Source organism: Aeromonas sp. FDAARGOS 1404 (assembly GCF_019047085.1).
GTDB lineage: Bacteria > Pseudomonadota > Gammaproteobacteria > Enterobacterales > Aeromonadaceae > Aeromonas > Aeromonas veronii.
In genome coordinates, this window is record NZ_CP077237.1 from 2,522,633 (window position 1) to 2,536,084 (window position 13,452).

General features: G+C 62.0%; 13 protein-coding genes. 8 read left to right on the forward strand and 5 right to left on the reverse strand.

Annotated elements, in window-relative coordinates; translation table 11 throughout:
* Positions 1–39 precede the first annotated feature (39 nt).
* A complete protein-coding gene (locus I6L34_RS11710) occupies positions 40–582 on the reverse strand; it encodes a cupin domain-containing protein (RefSeq protein ID WP_005339643.1) in 543 nt (180 codons plus the stop codon).
* 186 nt (positions 583–768) lie between these two features.
* Between I6L34_RS11710 and I6L34_RS11715 the strand changes: the two genes are divergently transcribed.
* From I6L34_RS11715 to I6L34_RS11740, 6 genes are all read left to right on the forward strand, one after another.
* Positions 769–2,100 carry an aspartate aminotransferase family protein gene (locus tag I6L34_RS11715; RefSeq protein ID WP_058058961.1) on the forward strand — a complete coding sequence of 444 codons (1,332 nt, stop codon included), beginning with the start codon at positions 769–771 and terminating at the stop codon, positions 2,098–2,100.
* 81 nt (positions 2,101–2,181) lie between these two features.
* Entirely contained in the window at positions 2,182–3,678 is a 1,497-nt protein-coding gene (locus tag I6L34_RS11720) for a CoA-acylating methylmalonate-semialdehyde dehydrogenase (protein ID WP_058058962.1), read from the forward strand.
* An 83-nt stretch (positions 3,679–3,761) separates the two neighbouring features.
* Positions 3,762–4,490: a glutamine amidotransferase gene (locus I6L34_RS11725; protein WP_075116075.1), complete on the forward strand. Its 729-nt coding sequence runs from the start codon at positions 3,762–3,764 to the stop codon at positions 4,488–4,490.
* A gap of 154 nt (positions 4,491–4,644) precedes the next feature.
* Positions 4,645–5,616 (forward strand): LysR substrate-binding domain-containing protein, encoded by a 972-nt coding sequence (locus tag I6L34_RS11730; RefSeq protein ID WP_042012323.1) that lies wholly within the window; start codon positions 4,645–4,647, stop codon positions 5,614–5,616.
* A gap of 106 nt (positions 5,617–5,722) precedes the next feature.
* Positions 5,723–6,562, forward strand: a complete 840-nt coding sequence (locus I6L34_RS11735; protein WP_058058964.1) for a PfkB family carbohydrate kinase — start codon at positions 5,723–5,725, stop codon at positions 6,560–6,562.
* Between the two features lie 345 nt (positions 6,563–6,907).
* On the forward strand, positions 6,908–7,360 hold the full coding sequence (locus I6L34_RS11740; RefSeq protein WP_005339654.1) for an Rrf2 family transcriptional regulator: 453 nt from the start codon (positions 6,908–6,910) through the stop codon (positions 7,358–7,360).
* A gap of 72 nt (positions 7,361–7,432) precedes the next feature.
* Here I6L34_RS11740 and I6L34_RS11745 read toward each other — a convergent pair whose 3' ends face one another.
* The gene (locus I6L34_RS11745) at positions 7,433–7,954 is read right to left on the reverse strand and encodes a ferredoxin-type protein NapF (protein WP_216954741.1); all 522 of its coding nucleotides are present in this window, start codon (positions 7,952–7,954) and stop codon (positions 7,433–7,435) included.
* 140 nt (positions 7,955–8,094) lie between these two features.
* Between I6L34_RS11745 and I6L34_RS11750 the strand changes: the two genes are divergently transcribed.
* Together I6L34_RS11750 and rmuC are read left to right on the forward strand one after the other, a co-directional pair.
* Positions 8,095–8,310, forward strand: a complete 216-nt coding sequence (locus I6L34_RS11750; RefSeq protein ID WP_005339659.1) for a hypothetical protein — start codon at positions 8,095–8,097, stop codon at positions 8,308–8,310.
* Positions 8,307–9,647, forward strand: a complete 1,341-nt coding sequence (gene rmuC / locus I6L34_RS11755) for a DNA recombination protein RmuC (RefSeq protein WP_058058965.1) — start codon at positions 8,307–8,309, stop codon at positions 9,645–9,647. Before I6L34_RS11750 ends, rmuC begins: the two co-directional genes overlap by 4 nt.
* A 150-nt stretch (positions 9,648–9,797) precedes the next feature.
* Here rmuC and add read toward each other — a convergent pair whose 3' ends face one another.
* The 3 genes from add to glnL form a co-directional block, all read right to left on the reverse strand.
* On the reverse strand, positions 9,798–10,799 hold the full coding sequence (gene add / locus I6L34_RS11760) for an adenosine deaminase (RefSeq protein WP_058058966.1): 1,002 nt from the start codon (positions 10,797–10,799) through the stop codon (positions 9,798–9,800).
* Positions 10,800–10,940: 141 nt separating this feature from the next.
* A complete protein-coding gene (gene glnG / locus I6L34_RS11765; protein ID WP_005356200.1) occupies positions 10,941–12,359 on the reverse strand; it encodes a nitrogen regulation protein NR(I) in 1,419 nt (472 codons plus the stop codon).
* Between the two features lie 9 nt (positions 12,360–12,368).
* Entirely contained in the window at positions 12,369–13,424 is a 1,056-nt protein-coding gene (glnL, locus tag I6L34_RS11770) for a nitrogen regulation protein NR(II) (protein WP_058058967.1), read from the reverse strand.
* Between the last annotated feature and the right edge of the window lie 28 nt (positions 13,425–13,452).

Below are 13,452 nucleotides of genomic sequence, written 5' to 3' on the forward strand. Positions count from 1 at the left end.
TCATTAAACATTGCCCCCCTGCCGATGCGCCTCTGAATGTCAGAAACTGGCGGGGGTGTTGGCCGAAATCAGCACGCACTCCTGTTCGCCACTATTGCGAAAACGGTGGGGGGTGCGGCTGTCGAAGTAGTAGCCATCCCCGGCGCCCAGCAGGTAGATCTGCTCGCCCACGGTCACTTCAACTTCGCCCTTGATGACGATGCCGCACTCTTCACCCTCGTGGCTCAGCATGTCGTCGCCGGTGTCGGCGCCCGGTGGCAGCACCTCCTGCAACATGCCGATGGCGCGGTTGGCGCGGCTGTGCCCGACCAGCCGGTAGCTGATGGGATGCGTGCCGAGATCCGGCATATCGGCGGCGCGGAAGATCACTTCGGTGCCCATTTCAGTCTCTTCGGTGAAGAAGCTGGCCAGCGACATGGGGATGCCTTCCAGCACCTTGCGCAGGGAGGCGACAGAGGGGCTCACCTGATTTTTCTCGATCTGGGAGATAAATCCGTTGGTCACACCGGAGCGCTTGGCCAGCTCGCGCTGGGAGAGGGCTGCCTTGGTGCGAACCGCCTTGAGGCGGTGACCGATATCCATCTATAGACACTCCTTGACTGTTTACTATTATTAAAATTGTGTTAAATATCTTATACCACCCTGCTGATGCGTCTAGCTAGGGGTGGCACCAGACAGGGCGATAACGGGCCCTTTTTTATGGATTCAGGTGTTTAATTTAATAGGCATTGGCCGACAGTTGCTAAACACCTTAAGGATGAGGTGACCATGAAACCGATCAGCGACATCAATACGCCCTCCGACATGTCCGCCTTCTGGATGCCGTTCACCGCCAACCAGCAGTTCAAGGCGGCGCCGCGTATCCTGAAGTCGGCAGAGGGGATGTATTATCACTCAGAGGATGGCCGCAAGATACTGGATGGCACAGCCGGACTCTGGTGTTGCAACGCGGGCCATGGTCGGCGCGAGATTGCCGAGGCGGTCTCCCAGCAGATTTCCCACCTCGATTTTGCCCCCACTTTCCAGATGGGCCACCCGCTGCCGTTCGAGCTAGCCAACCGGCTGGTGGAGATCGCTCCCAAGGGGTTTGGCCATGTCTTCTACACCAACTCGGGTTCCGAGTCGGTCGATACCGCGCTGAAAATCGCGCTGGCCTGGCAGCGGGCTCGCGGTCAGGGCACCCGCACCCGGCTGATTGGTCGCGAGCGTGGCTATCACGGGGTCGGCTTTGGCGGTATCTCGGTAGGGGGCATTCCCGGCAACCGCAAGTGGTTCGGCTCCCTGCTGACCGGGGTGGATCATCTGCCCCATACCCTCAACATCGCCAAAAACGCCTTCACCAAAGGGCTGCCCGAGGAGGATGTGGCGCTGGCCGACGAGCTGGAGAAGATCGTCTTTCTGCACGATGCCAGCAATATCGCGGCGGTGATCGTCGAACCCATCGCTGGCAGTACCGGCGTGCTGATGCCCCCCAAAGGCTACCTCAAGCGGCTGCGGGAGATCTGTACCAAGCATGGCATCCTGCTGATTTTTGACGAGGTGATCACCGGTTTCGGCCGCCTCGGTTCCCCCTTCGCCGCGCAGGAGTTCGATGTCATTCCCGACATGATCACCTGCGCCAAGGGGCTCACCAATGGCGCCATCCCCATGGGGGCGGTGCTGGTGCAGAAGCACATTTATGACGACATGATGGCGGCAGGCAAGGGGGCCATCGAGCTGTTCCACGGCTACACCTACTCCGGCCATCCGGTGGCTGCGGCTGCGGGGCTCGCGACCCTCGAGATCTATCGCAACGAGAACCTGCTCAGCCGCGCCGCCGATCTGGCGGGCTACTGGGAGGAGGCGGCCCATTCGCTGAAGGGCTGCAAGCATGTGAAGGATGTACGCAACTACGGGCTGGTGGCGGGTATCGAGCTGGAATCGATGCCGGATGCACCGGGCAAACGCGCCTACGAGGTGTTCGTGCGTTGCTTCGAGAAGGGGGCATTGATCCGGGTGACCGGCGATATCATCGCCCTGTCGCCACCCCTTATCATCGAGCGCAGCCAGATCGACGATCTCTTCACCCTGCTGCAGGGTGTGTTGCAGGCACAACCCTAACCCATTTGATGGCCCCGCACTGGCGGGGCCTTGCGCTGTCTTGCTCGGCGCAATTACCACATCAGTTATCACGGAGGATACATGACATACAGGGTCAGCAACTTCATCAACGGCCAGCTGCAGGAGAGTGGCAGCGAGCGCCAAGGGGCCATTTTCAATCCCGCCTGCGGCAAGCAGCAGGGAAGCGTCGGGCTGTCGAGCGCCGCCGAGTGTCAGGAGGCGATCGCCATCGCCGAGCGCGCCTTTGCCGACTGGTCGCAAACTCCGCCGCTGGTGCGGGCCCGGGTCTTTTTCCGCTTCAAGGAGTTGATGGAGCAGCACAGGGACGAGTTGGCCCAGCTCATCAGCCGCGAGCATGGCAAGGTCTTCTCCGATGCGCAGGGGGAGTTGACCCGCGGGCTGGAGGTGGTGGAGTTTGCCTGCGGCATTCCCCATCTGCTCAAGGGGGAGCACTCCCTCAACGTCGGTCGCGGGGTAGACAGCTACTCCATGATGCAGCCGGTAGGAGTCTGCGCCGGTATCACCCCGTTCAACTTCCCGGCCATGGTGCCGCTCTGGATGTTCCCGGTCGCCATCGCCTGCGGCAACACCTTTATCCTCAAACCCTCCGAGAAGGATCCCTCCCTCTCGCTGCGGATGGCCGAGCTGCTCAAGGAGGCCGGTCTGCCTGACGGCGTGCTCAACGTGGTGAACGGTGACAAGGAGGTGGTGGATGTGCTGCTGACTGATCCGCGGGTCGGTGCCGTGTCGTTTGTCGGCTCCACCCCCATCGCCCAGTACATCTATGCCACCGCCTCGGCCCACGGCAAGCGAGTGCAGGCGCTGGGCGGTGCCAAGAACCACATGGTGGTGATGCCAGATGCTGATCTCGATCAGGCGGTCTCCGCCCTGATGGGGGCTGCTTATGGGGCAGCGGGCGAGCGCTGCATGGCGATCTCGGTAGCTGTGGTGGTGGGTGACGAGACCGCCGATGCCTTGGTGGCCAAACTGACGCCGCTGGTGGAAAAACTGCGGGTGGGCCCGGGGCTGGGCCAGAGCCCGGAGAACGAGATGGGGCCGCTCATCAGCAAGGAGCATCTGGCCAAGGTGCGTGGCTACGTGGATCAGGGGGTGGCCGAAGGGGCCGCGCTGCGGGTCGATGGTCGCACGCTGAGCCACGACGAGGGTTACTTTATCGGGGGCTGCCTGTTTGACCAGGTGACCCCCGAGATGCGTATCTACCGCGAGGAGATCTTCGGCCCTGTGCTCTCCATCGTACGGGTGCCGGACTACGAGACGGCGCTGCGCCTCATCAACGAGCACGAGTACGGCAACGGCACCGCCATCTTTACCTGCGACGGTGACACCGCGCGGGACTTCACGGCGCGGGTGCAGGTCGGTATGGTAGGGGTGAACGTTCCCATTCCGGTGCCGATGGCGTTTCACAGCTTTGGCGGCTGGAAGCGCTCCATCTTCGGGCCGCTCAACATGCACGGGCCGGACGGGGTTCGCTTCTATACCCGGATGAAGACGGTGACGGCGCGCTGGCCCCAGAGCCTGCGCAGTGGTGCCGAGTTCTCCATGCCGACCATGAAGTGACGCGCTGGCGCGTGTTCATGGCCTAACCTCTTGCCCCCGCCGGTCAATGATTGGCGGGGGCGAACTCTGTAAAGGAACAACAGATGCGATTGGGAATTCTCGATTGTGACCGGCTCGATCCCGATCTGGCGGATCGTTTTGGCCCCGTTTACTCCGAGATGTTTATCAGGGGCTTTGCGGCCCTAGCCCCCGAACTGGAATTTCGGGTCTGGTCTGCCCTTGATGGGGAGTTGCCGGAGGATCTGCACGAGTGCGATGCCTGGCTCATCACAGGCTCGCGCCACGACGCCTATAGCGATATCCCCTGGATTCAGGCACTGCGGGCATGGATCCGCCAGGCGCACGATGCCGACATCAAGCTGGCCGGTGTCTGCTTCGGTCATCAGGTGATCGCCCAGGCGCTGGGCGGCGAGGTGGTGAAGTCTACCAAGGGGTGGGGGCTGGGAGTGTCGGTGCACCCCATGCTGGCAGATGAGCCCTGGATGGCGCCGGCGCGGGATCAGATCCGCATTCTGGCCAGCCATCAGGATCAGGTGGCCTTGCTGCCGCCGGGGGCAACCCGGCTGGCGGGCAACGATTTTTGCCCCAACTTCATGTTTTTGCAGGGTGATCACATCGTCGCCATTCAGGGACATCCGGAGTTCTCGGTGGAGTACAACCGGGCGCTGATCGAGCGGCGCCGTGGCCTGTTACCCGACGAGCGCTACCAGAGCAGCCTCTCCTCGCTGGAGGGAGAGGTGGATTCGGCGACCATGATGCAGTGGCTGCTGCAGTTTCTGGGGATCCTGCCGCTGCGGGCTGGCGCGGCCTGAGCCCGGTTTGTCAGCCACCCCTTCGGATGCTAGATTTTGTAGCAAAATGAAGGATCAAGCGCTGAGATGTCGGGATCGGATGGTACACTGGCCGCCCTTTGTGGCGGCCTGTTTGTCTAGCGTGATCGCCGCACCAGCTTGAGAGGGTGAAGCCTTGAAACTACAGCAATTGAAGTACTTGATCGCGATCCGGGACCACAACCTCAACGTCTCGGTGGCGTCCGATGCGCTCTATACCAGCCAGCCCGGGGTCAGCAAGCAGATCGGCCTGCTGGAGAGCGAGCTGGGAGTGCGGATCTTCGAGCGCCGTGGCAAGCATCTGCACCGCATCACCCCGGTGGGTGAGGAGATCATCAAGTGTGCCGAGGCGATGCTCAATATCGAGAGCAAGATCAAGGCGATCTCCCGCGAGTATCTGGACCCGACCGTGGGCACCCTCAATATTCACACCACCCACACCATCGCCCGCTACCTGTTGCCCAAGTCGGTCACCTACTTCACCAAGAAGTATCCCAAGATCTCGTTCCACCTCCATCCGGTAATGTCGGCGAGCAAGGAGCAGATCAGCAAGGGCTACTCCGATTTCTCCATCGTTGCCCACGAGATTGGCTTCGACAAGGAGCTGATCGCGCTGCCCGCCTACCTCTGGACCCTCTCGCTGGTGGTGCCGCAGGATCACCCGCTGGCCAAGGTGAAGAAGCCGACCCTGGAGCAGCTCTGTCACTACCCGATCCTCAGCTACGAGAGTGGCGCCACTGGTCGTCAGGTGCAGGACGAGGTATTCCATGCCGCCGGTCTCACCCCGAGTTACTACATGACGGTGATGGACGCCGGGGTGATCAAGCGCTACGTGGAGCTGGGCTTTGGCATCGGCATCATCTCCTCGCTGGTGGCCAACGACACCGACAGCCCCGGGCTGGTCTCCATCAATCTGGAGCACCTGTTCAAACCCTGTCCGGCGCAGATCTGCTTCAGCAAGAGTATTCTGTTGCAGAACTATATGTATGACTTTATCAGCTCCTTCTCGCCCCACCTCACCAAAGAGGTGATCCAGAGCGTGATGCAGCAGCCGAGTCAGGCGCGCATCGACGAGCTGCTGGCCGGGGTGGAGCTGCCCATCTATTGATCCCGATCGGATTCCCGATCGCTGCCGGTTGTCTCTTCTGTCAGGCTGGGCTCTACTCGGGGTTCAGCCTGTCTCTTTTGGGCTATCTCCATCGTCCGAGGTCTCTATGTCCCGCATTCTGCTGCTTGCCAATCTCAACTGTGATCATGTGCTCTCCCTCTCCGAACCGCTGGTAGCGGGGGCCCGGCTGCAATATGTGGATCAGGGGCGCAGGCTGGGAGGCGGCGCGGCCAACACCGGCATCGGGCTGGTGTGGGCGGGCCACGAGGTGACCATTGCTTCCCGTATCGGGCTGGACGAGACCGGCGACTGGCTGCTGGAGCAGGCGGCCGGTTACGGGCTGGATTGCAGCCATGTCGAGCGCTTCGGCGGCGAGACTGGCGAGCTGCTCATTCTGGTGGACTCCACTGGCGAGCGCACCATACTGCGCCGCCCACGGCGCCCCGATCTGCCCGGCGATCTGCCGCTTGAGGGGGTGGATTGCCTCTATGTGAACTATCCCGGCACCGCTATCATCAGCTACATGCGCCAGATGCTCGGCAAGAGCTTCGTGGTGGCCCAGTATCCCAAGGGCGGCCAAGCGCGCCGCCCCAGTCATGTGCTGGTGGCCTCCAGCTCCGATCTCGGCGAGGTGAGCGACCCCTGGCAACATGCCCGCCAGCTGGCGGGGGAGCAGCTCGAATGGCTGGTGTTGACCGAAGGCAAGGCGGGGGCGGTCGCCATCCATGGTGACGAGCAGATCCGGGTCGCCGCCCGGCCAGTATCTGTGGTCGATACCACGGGGGCGGGAGATGCTTTCGCCGGCGGATTGATCCACGGGCTGGCGCGAGGCATGGCGATCAAGGATGCGTTGCAGTGTGCGGTGGACTGGGGCGCGTTTGCCGTCGCCTCCGAGAGTTCCATCCCCTCGGTCGCGCTGAAAAACTGGCTGAAACAACCCCACTGAACCACCTCCTTGACTGTCGATTGAGGGGCGGTTCGCAGGCCATATGGCTGCTGGTCGAAGGGGCTTGGTAAGGGGAACTATTCGGGAGATTTACCTGCCATAAAGCGGGCAAACGCCGGACTAACCCGGCAAGTTTGCGATCAATCAAAGAAAGTGTCGATTTATGTGCATCTTCATCGACACCCGGTTGTGCTGCTCTTAACCTGTCACTCCGCAACTCAGATTAAGAGACAGGCCCCCCTCTGGCGAGCCAATGGGCAAACAGAGGCAAACCGGTTGTCTCCTGCCTCTTAGCTCAATGTTGTCGTCCTGATTCCTGGCTTGTAGTAAGAGGCAAGTGCGACCATGCAACTGACACGATTTACCGACTACGCCCTGCGTACCCTGACCTTCCTGGCGGTTCAGCCGGGGGATCGTCTGTCGACCATTACCGAAGTGGCCGATACCTTCGGCATCTCTCGCAACCACGTGGTCAAAATCGTGCACCAGCTTGGCATCAAGGGGTACATCGAGACGGTACGCGGCAAGCACGGTGGTATTCGCCTCGGTCGCTCGGCGGTCTCCATCAATTTACGGGATGTGGTGATGGACATGGAGCATGTGCTCTGTCCGGTAGACTGCAAGCGCGAGAACTGCCGTCTCTCCGGTGGCTGCCGCATTCAGGGCATTTTGCGCCGCGCCATGAACGCCTTCCTCGAAGTGCTGGGTGAGTACACCCTGGCCGATGCGGTGCGCGATCCCAACCGTCTCTGCCACCTGCTGGGTATCGAGCAAGAGACTATTGTGACCATGGCCTGACGGGGCGTGGAATATTGAACAAGATGTAAAAGGGGCCAGATGGCCCCTTTTGCTTTTGTAAGCAGGTGGTTTTTAGCGACTGCCCGGCTGGCGGATCAGGGTGATGGCGCCGTGCAGACAGGCGAGGCCGCAGGCACCGCAGCCATTGCAGGCATCCATATTGACGTTGATGCCATCGGAGGTGGCCTTGATCGCCTGTTGCGGGCAGGCATCTTCACAGAGCAGGCAGTAGAAGCCCTGCCGAGCCTGACAGCTTTCTTCAATCTGCACCCGGGTCTGTACCTGACGACCCAGCTGCAGGTCGAGGGCGCCGGTGGGACAGGCTCTGGCGCAGCTGCCGCAGTAGCTGCACTGGCCGCAGGCGAGATCGAGCACCGGGGTACCGGCGATGGGACTCCCCTCGTACTCCTCCTGGGTGGCCGGTTTGAGCAGACCGCGCGGGCAGGCCTTGAAACACTCGCCACAGCGGGTGCAGAGGGAGAGGTACTGGGACTCCTCGATGGCCCACGGCGGGCGCGCTTCATGGCAAACCACGGCGGGCTTGCGGGAAGCTTGCCAACCTTGTGTCAGCCAACGGAGGAAATAGTGAGTCATGCTCGCCCCTGATACCTATTAGGGGTTAATTTTATCGAAGTTTCGGGAAGCAGGCCAGAGAATAGCGGCCGTCAGGATCGCAAGCGCAGTTGCCCTTGTGTAAGCTAGGCGGGTCTTTTTACGTGGTTGAATGAAAACATATGTGGCTATTTCTCTGGCGTGCGTCCCTGCTCTATGTCTTTCCCCTGCTGATGTGGGCCTACTGCCGCATCAAGGATATCGAGTTCGCCGAGCTCGATACCGGCGTCAACACCCACAAGTGGGTGGTGCTGGCCGCCTACCTCATCTACGTGGTGCTCTGGATCCTGGTTAACCGCTATCTCGAACTCTTCCTGCGTCAGCGGAGCCGCAAATGATCGACCCCGGGCTTTGGGGGATCTTGCTGCCCGCCGCTGTGCTGGCCCTCGGGCTTGGCTGGCTGATCGGGCGGCGTACCGCCACGGCGCAGGCTCAGGAGCTGATGCTGGCGCAGGAGCGTTATCAGGCGCTGCAGGATCGCTTCGACGGGTTGCAGGATGAGCGGATGCAGGGCCAGCAGAAGCTTGATCAGCAGCAGACCCTGCTGATCAAGCTCACCGCCCGCCTCAAGGATGCGGAAGCGACCCTGCGCAGCGAGCGGCTGGCTGCCGCCGAGAAGCTGCAACTGCAACAGGAGGCAGAGCAGCGCCTCAGTCAGCAGTTCGAGAACCTCGCCAACCGGATCTTTGAGCAAAACTCCGGCAACTTCCGCGAATTGAACCAGAACAGCCTCGACCTGTTGCTCACACCGCTCAAAGAACAGCTCGAGGGTTTTCGCCGTCAGGTGGGGGAGACCCATGCCCAGGAGACGGCCCAGCGCCACAGCCTCAAGTTCGAGCTGGAGCGCCTCGCCGAGCTCAACGCCCGCATGACCGAAGAGGCGGCGGCGCTGACCCGCGCCCTCAAGGGTGACAGCAAGCAGCAGGGTAACTGGGGCGAGGTGGTGCTGGCGCGCATCCTCAGCGAATGCGGTCTGCGCGAAGGTCACGAGTACCACACCCAGGTCAATATTGAGGTGGAGAAGGGCAAGCGCTACCAGCCCGACGTGATTGTCCACCTGCCGCAGGAAAAAGACATCATCATCGACGCCAAGGTGTCGCTGACCGCCTACGAGCGCTGGTACAACGCCGAGGACGAGCTGGAGAAGGCGGTGGCGCTCAAGGAGCACGTCGCCTCGGTGCGTAACCATATCCGCGAGCTGGGTCGCAAGGATTACCAGCAGCTACCCGGGGTGCGCACCCTCGACTATGTGCTGATGTTCGTAGCGGTGGAGCCCGCCTTCCTCACCGCGATGGAGGCCGATCCCTCGCTGGTGCGTTACGGTCTCGACAACAACATCCTGCTGGTGAGCCCCACCAACCTGATGGTGGCGCTGCGCACCATCGAGAACCTGTGGCGCTACGAGCGGCAGAACCAGAATGCTCGCCAGATCGCCGAGCGGGCCGGTCGTCTCTACGAAAAGCTGCGGCTGTTTGTGGAGGAGATGCAGCAGATGGGCGGCAGCCTGCACAAGGCGCAGGAGAGCTACGACAAGGCAATGGGACGGCTGGTCAACGGCCGTGGCAACCTGATTGCCCAGGTCGAGCGTTTCCGCGAGCTGGGGGTGGAGGTGACCAAGAGTCTGCCCGATCCGCTGGTGGAGCGGGCGCTGGAGCGCGACAAGGAGCCGGAGTAGTTTTTACCTGCACCGTCATCAGCCAAGGCCCAAACCCGGTTTGGGCCTTTTGCTATCTGCCTGCTTGCCCAGTGCTTACCCATCATCTGAAATCCGCAAAGCAAACGGCCCACCGAAGTGGGCCGTTTTTATTTGCAGTGCCGGTGTGGATCAGCGGCTGGCTGCGCGGGCGCTCAGTTCGGCTTTTTCGCTGTGGCTCAGGAAGGCCAGGGTCAGGCCATTCCGCTGGGCGCTGCGGATTTCGCTCGCGGTCATGCCAGCGGCCGGGGCTGCCACCTCATATTCGTGGGGCAGGTCGATGCCCTCTACTGCCGGGTCGTCGGTGTTGAGGCAGGCCAGTACACCGGCAGCCAGGAACTGGCGGATCGGGTGTTCGGTCAGGCTCGCCACCGTGGTGGTCTGGACGTTGGAGGTGAGGCAGGATTCGATGCCAATGCGGTGTTCGGCCAGATAGGCCATCAGGGCCGGATCCTGAATCGCTTTGACGCCGTGGCCGATGCGCTCGGCGCCCAGCTCGCGAATGGCCTGCCACATGCTCTCGGGGCCAGCGGCTTCACCGGCGTGTACGGTGACGCGCATGCCAGCATCGCGCACCTTGCGGAAGTGGTCGACAAAAAGTTCGCCCGGGAAGCCCAGCTCGTCACCAGCCAGATCGATGGCGACCAGCTTCTCGCGGTGGGCCAGACAGGCGGCCAGCTCCTGATTGCACTGCTCGGTGCCGAAGGTGCGGCTCATGATGCCGATCAGGTTGGTCTTGATGCCGAAGTCGCGGCTGCCCGCGTCCACGCCGTCGATGATGGCTTCCACCACACCCTGCGGGTGCAGCTTGTGGGCCATCGCCATATAGGCCGGGCTGAAACGCAGCTCGGCATAGTCGATACCGGCGCGCAGCAGATCTTCCACGTTCTCGTAGGCGACCCGGCGGCAGGCGTCATAGTCGGCCAGCACGGCAACACCCCAGTCGAGCTTCTTCAGGAAGGCGACCAGACTTGGCTCGTTCTCGACGATCTGTACGTGGGGGCGCAGCGCCTCCAGCTCAAAGGCGGGCAGCTGGATATTGTGTTGGCGACCCAGCTCGAGGATGGTTTGCGGGCGGATGTTGCCGTCCAGATGGCGGTGCAGGTCGGTCAGGGGGAGAGATCTGTCAATCATGGGGGCGCCCTCGTCGAGTCAGGTTTGAAAGCCTGCCATTCTAGGCGGGGCTTTCAAAAAAGATACCCCGTTTATGGTTAAACGGGGTTCTGGCGGACGGTGATTTGTCAGGGCGTGATGGGAATCGTTTTTCCCCGGGACTCAGGAGAGATCGAGTTCCTTCAGCTTGCGGGTCAGGGTGTTGCGGCCCCAGCCGAGCAGGCGCGCCGCCTCCTGCTTGTGGCCGTGGGTGTGTTCCAGCGCCGTCTCCAGCATGATCCGTTCGAACTGGGGCATGGCATCGGCCAGGATGTCTGTCTCTCCCAGCGCCAGCTTGCTGGCCACCCACTCCTGCAACTGCTGCTGCCAGCAACCTGGCATCGCCGGTTGGCCCGGTTCGGCGTTGTGGGTGATGGGGGTGAGCAGCTCGGCAGGCAGGTCGCCGACCAGCACTTCTTGCCCCGAGGCCATCACGGTAAGCCAGCGGCAGACGTTCTCCAGCTGGCGCACGTTGCCCGGCCAGGGCAGGCGGCTGATATAGGCCTGGGTATCGGGGTGCAGGCTCTTGGCCTCGACGTTCAGCTCTTTGGCTGCGCGCAGCAGGAAGTGACGGGCCAGCTGGGGGATATCCTCACGGCGCTCCTTGAGAGCGGGGATGTGGATGCGAATGACGTTGAGGCGGTGAAACAGATCCTCGCGAAACTCGCCATCGGCGACCCGCTTCTCCAGATTCTGGTGGGTGGCGGCGATGATCCGTACATCCACCTGCACCGGCTGATGGCCGCCTACCCGGTAGAACTGGCCGTCGGCCAAGACCCGCAGCAGCCGGGTCTGCACATCCAGCGGCATGTCGCCGATCTCGTCGAGAAACAGGGTACCGCCGTCGGCCTGCTCGAAGCGACCGTGGCGGATGTTGTTGGCGCCGGTGAAAGCCCCCTTCTCATGACCGAACAGCTCGGATTCGATGAGATCTTTGGGGATAGCCGCCATGTTGAGAGCGATAAAGTTTTTGTGGGCGCGCGGGCTGTGCTTGTGCAGGGCGTGGGCGACCAGCTCCTTGCCGGTACCACTTTGGCCGTTAATCAGAACCGAGATGCTGGAGCGTGACAGGCGACCGATGGCGCGGAACACCTCCTGCATCGCCGGTGCCTCACCGATGATCTCCGGTGTGGCTGTCGCCTCTTGCTGGCGAGACTTGCGCTTGGTGCGCTGCTCCTTGAGGTGATTCTCGGCGCGGCGCACCAAGGTCACGGCTTCGTCGATGTCGAACGGTTTGGGCAGGTACTCGAAGGCGCCGCGCTGGTAGGCGTTGACCGCGCTGTCGAGATCCGAGTGGGCGGTCATGATGATGATGGGCAGATCGGCCTGACGGCGGTGGATCTGCTCCAGCAGGCTCAAACCATCGATGCCGGGCATCCGGATATCGGAGAGGATCACATCGGGCGAGCGCAGCTCAAGGGCGTGCAGCAGGGCTTCGCCATCGGCAAAGCTCTCGCAGTTGAAGCCTTCGCTGCCGAGAGTGCGCTCCAGCACCCAGCGGATAGAACTGTCGTCATCGACGATCCACACTTTGGCGGTCATGGGGTTCCCTTACTTGCGAAGCGGTAGAAAAATGGTGAATTCGGTGTGACCCGGCCAGCTGATGCAGTCAATCCGCCCCTTGTGCTGGTCGATCAGGTTCTGGGCGATAGAGAGGCCGAGCCCTGTGCCCCCCTCCTTGCCGGTGATCATCGGGTAGAACAGGGTGTCGCGAATGGCGTCCGGAATACCGGGGCCGTTGTCGATGATCTTGATCTCTGCCGCCAGCCGGTAACGCTGGCCGTGGATGGTGATCTGGAATGCAGTGCGGGTCTTGATACGAATAAGCCCGGTCTGATCGCCCAGTGCTTCGGCCGCGTTGCGCACTATGTTGAGAAACGCCTGCTGCAGCTGATCCGGCTCCATCTCGAATTCGGGGATGCTGGGATCGTAATCCCGCTCGATGCGAACAGAGGGAGGGAGTTCGAGCTCCACCAGTCGGCGTACCTGCTCCAGCACCGAATGGACATTATGCATCTGGTGACGTCCGGGGCGCTGGGGGCCGAGCAGGCGATCGACCAGTACCCGCAGCCTGTCAGCCTGTTCGATGATGATGCCGGTATATTCGCGCAGCGCCGGATCCGGCAGCTCTTTTTGCAGCAGCTGGGCCGCGCCGCGCAGGCCGCCGAGGGGATTCTTGATTTCGTGGGCCAGCCCGCGCACCAGCTCCTTGGCCGCCAGCTGTTGGGCATGTTGCTGCTGCTCCTGACTGATCTTCTTCTGCTGGTCGATCTTGCGCAGCTCCACCACTAGCAGACGCTGTTCGTGGTCGGCCATCGGGGTTGCGCTCAGCTCCACCAGTCGCGGTTCTCCCTCTACCACCAGAGTCACTTCGCTATCGGTAAAGCCTTGCCCTGACACGAGGCACTGCTTGAGCCGCTGCAAATCGAGGGAGATATGTTCCAGCAGATGGGGCAGTTCGATGCCGATCAGCCTGCGTTCACTGAGGGAGAGCAGCTGTTCAGCCGCCGGGTTGACGAACTGGATGCAGAGCCGCTCATCCATCTGGATCACGGCGGTCAGCAAATTATCCAAGAGTGTTTTGGCGTTGTCCGAGCGGGTTGGCACAGGTTTCTCCCTAAAACGGTGCTACACA

Bases quoted from the DNA above. Each gene is read 5' to 3' on its own strand.
- I6L34_RS11710 (WP_005339643.1), bottom strand. From the start codon at position 582: ATGGATATCGGTCACCGCCTCAAGGCGGTTCGCACCAAGGCAGCCCTC.
- I6L34_RS11715 (WP_058058961.1), top strand. From the start codon at position 769: ATGAAACCGATCAGCGACATCAATACGCCCTCCGACATGTCCGCCTTC.
- I6L34_RS11720 (WP_058058962.1), top strand. From the start codon at position 2,182: ATGACATACAGGGTCAGCAACTTCATCAACGGCCAGCTGCAGGAGAGT.
- I6L34_RS11725 (WP_075116075.1), top strand. From the start codon at position 3,762: ATGCGATTGGGAATTCTCGATTGTGACCGGCTCGATCCCGATCTGGCG.
- I6L34_RS11735 (WP_058058964.1), top strand. From the start codon at position 5,723: ATGTCCCGCATTCTGCTGCTTGCCAATCTCAACTGTGATCATGTGCTC.
- I6L34_RS11740 (WP_005339654.1), top strand. From the start codon at position 6,908: ATGCAACTGACACGATTTACCGACTACGCCCTGCGTACCCTGACCTTC.
- I6L34_RS11745 (WP_216954741.1), bottom strand. From the start codon at position 7,954: ATGACTCACTATTTCCTCCGTTGGCTGACACAAGGTTGGCAAGCTTCC.
- I6L34_RS11750 (WP_005339659.1), top strand. From the start codon at position 8,095: ATGTGGCTATTTCTCTGGCGTGCGTCCCTGCTCTATGTCTTTCCCCTG.
- rmuC (WP_058058965.1), top strand. From the start codon at position 8,307: ATGATCGACCCCGGGCTTTGGGGGATCTTGCTGCCCGCCGCTGTGCTG.
- add (WP_058058966.1), bottom strand. From the start codon at position 10,799: ATGATTGACAGATCTCTCCCCCTGACCGACCTGCACCGCCATCTGGAC.
- glnG (WP_005356200.1), bottom strand. From the start codon at position 12,359: ATGACCGCCAAAGTGTGGATCGTCGATGACGACAGTTCTATCCGCTGG.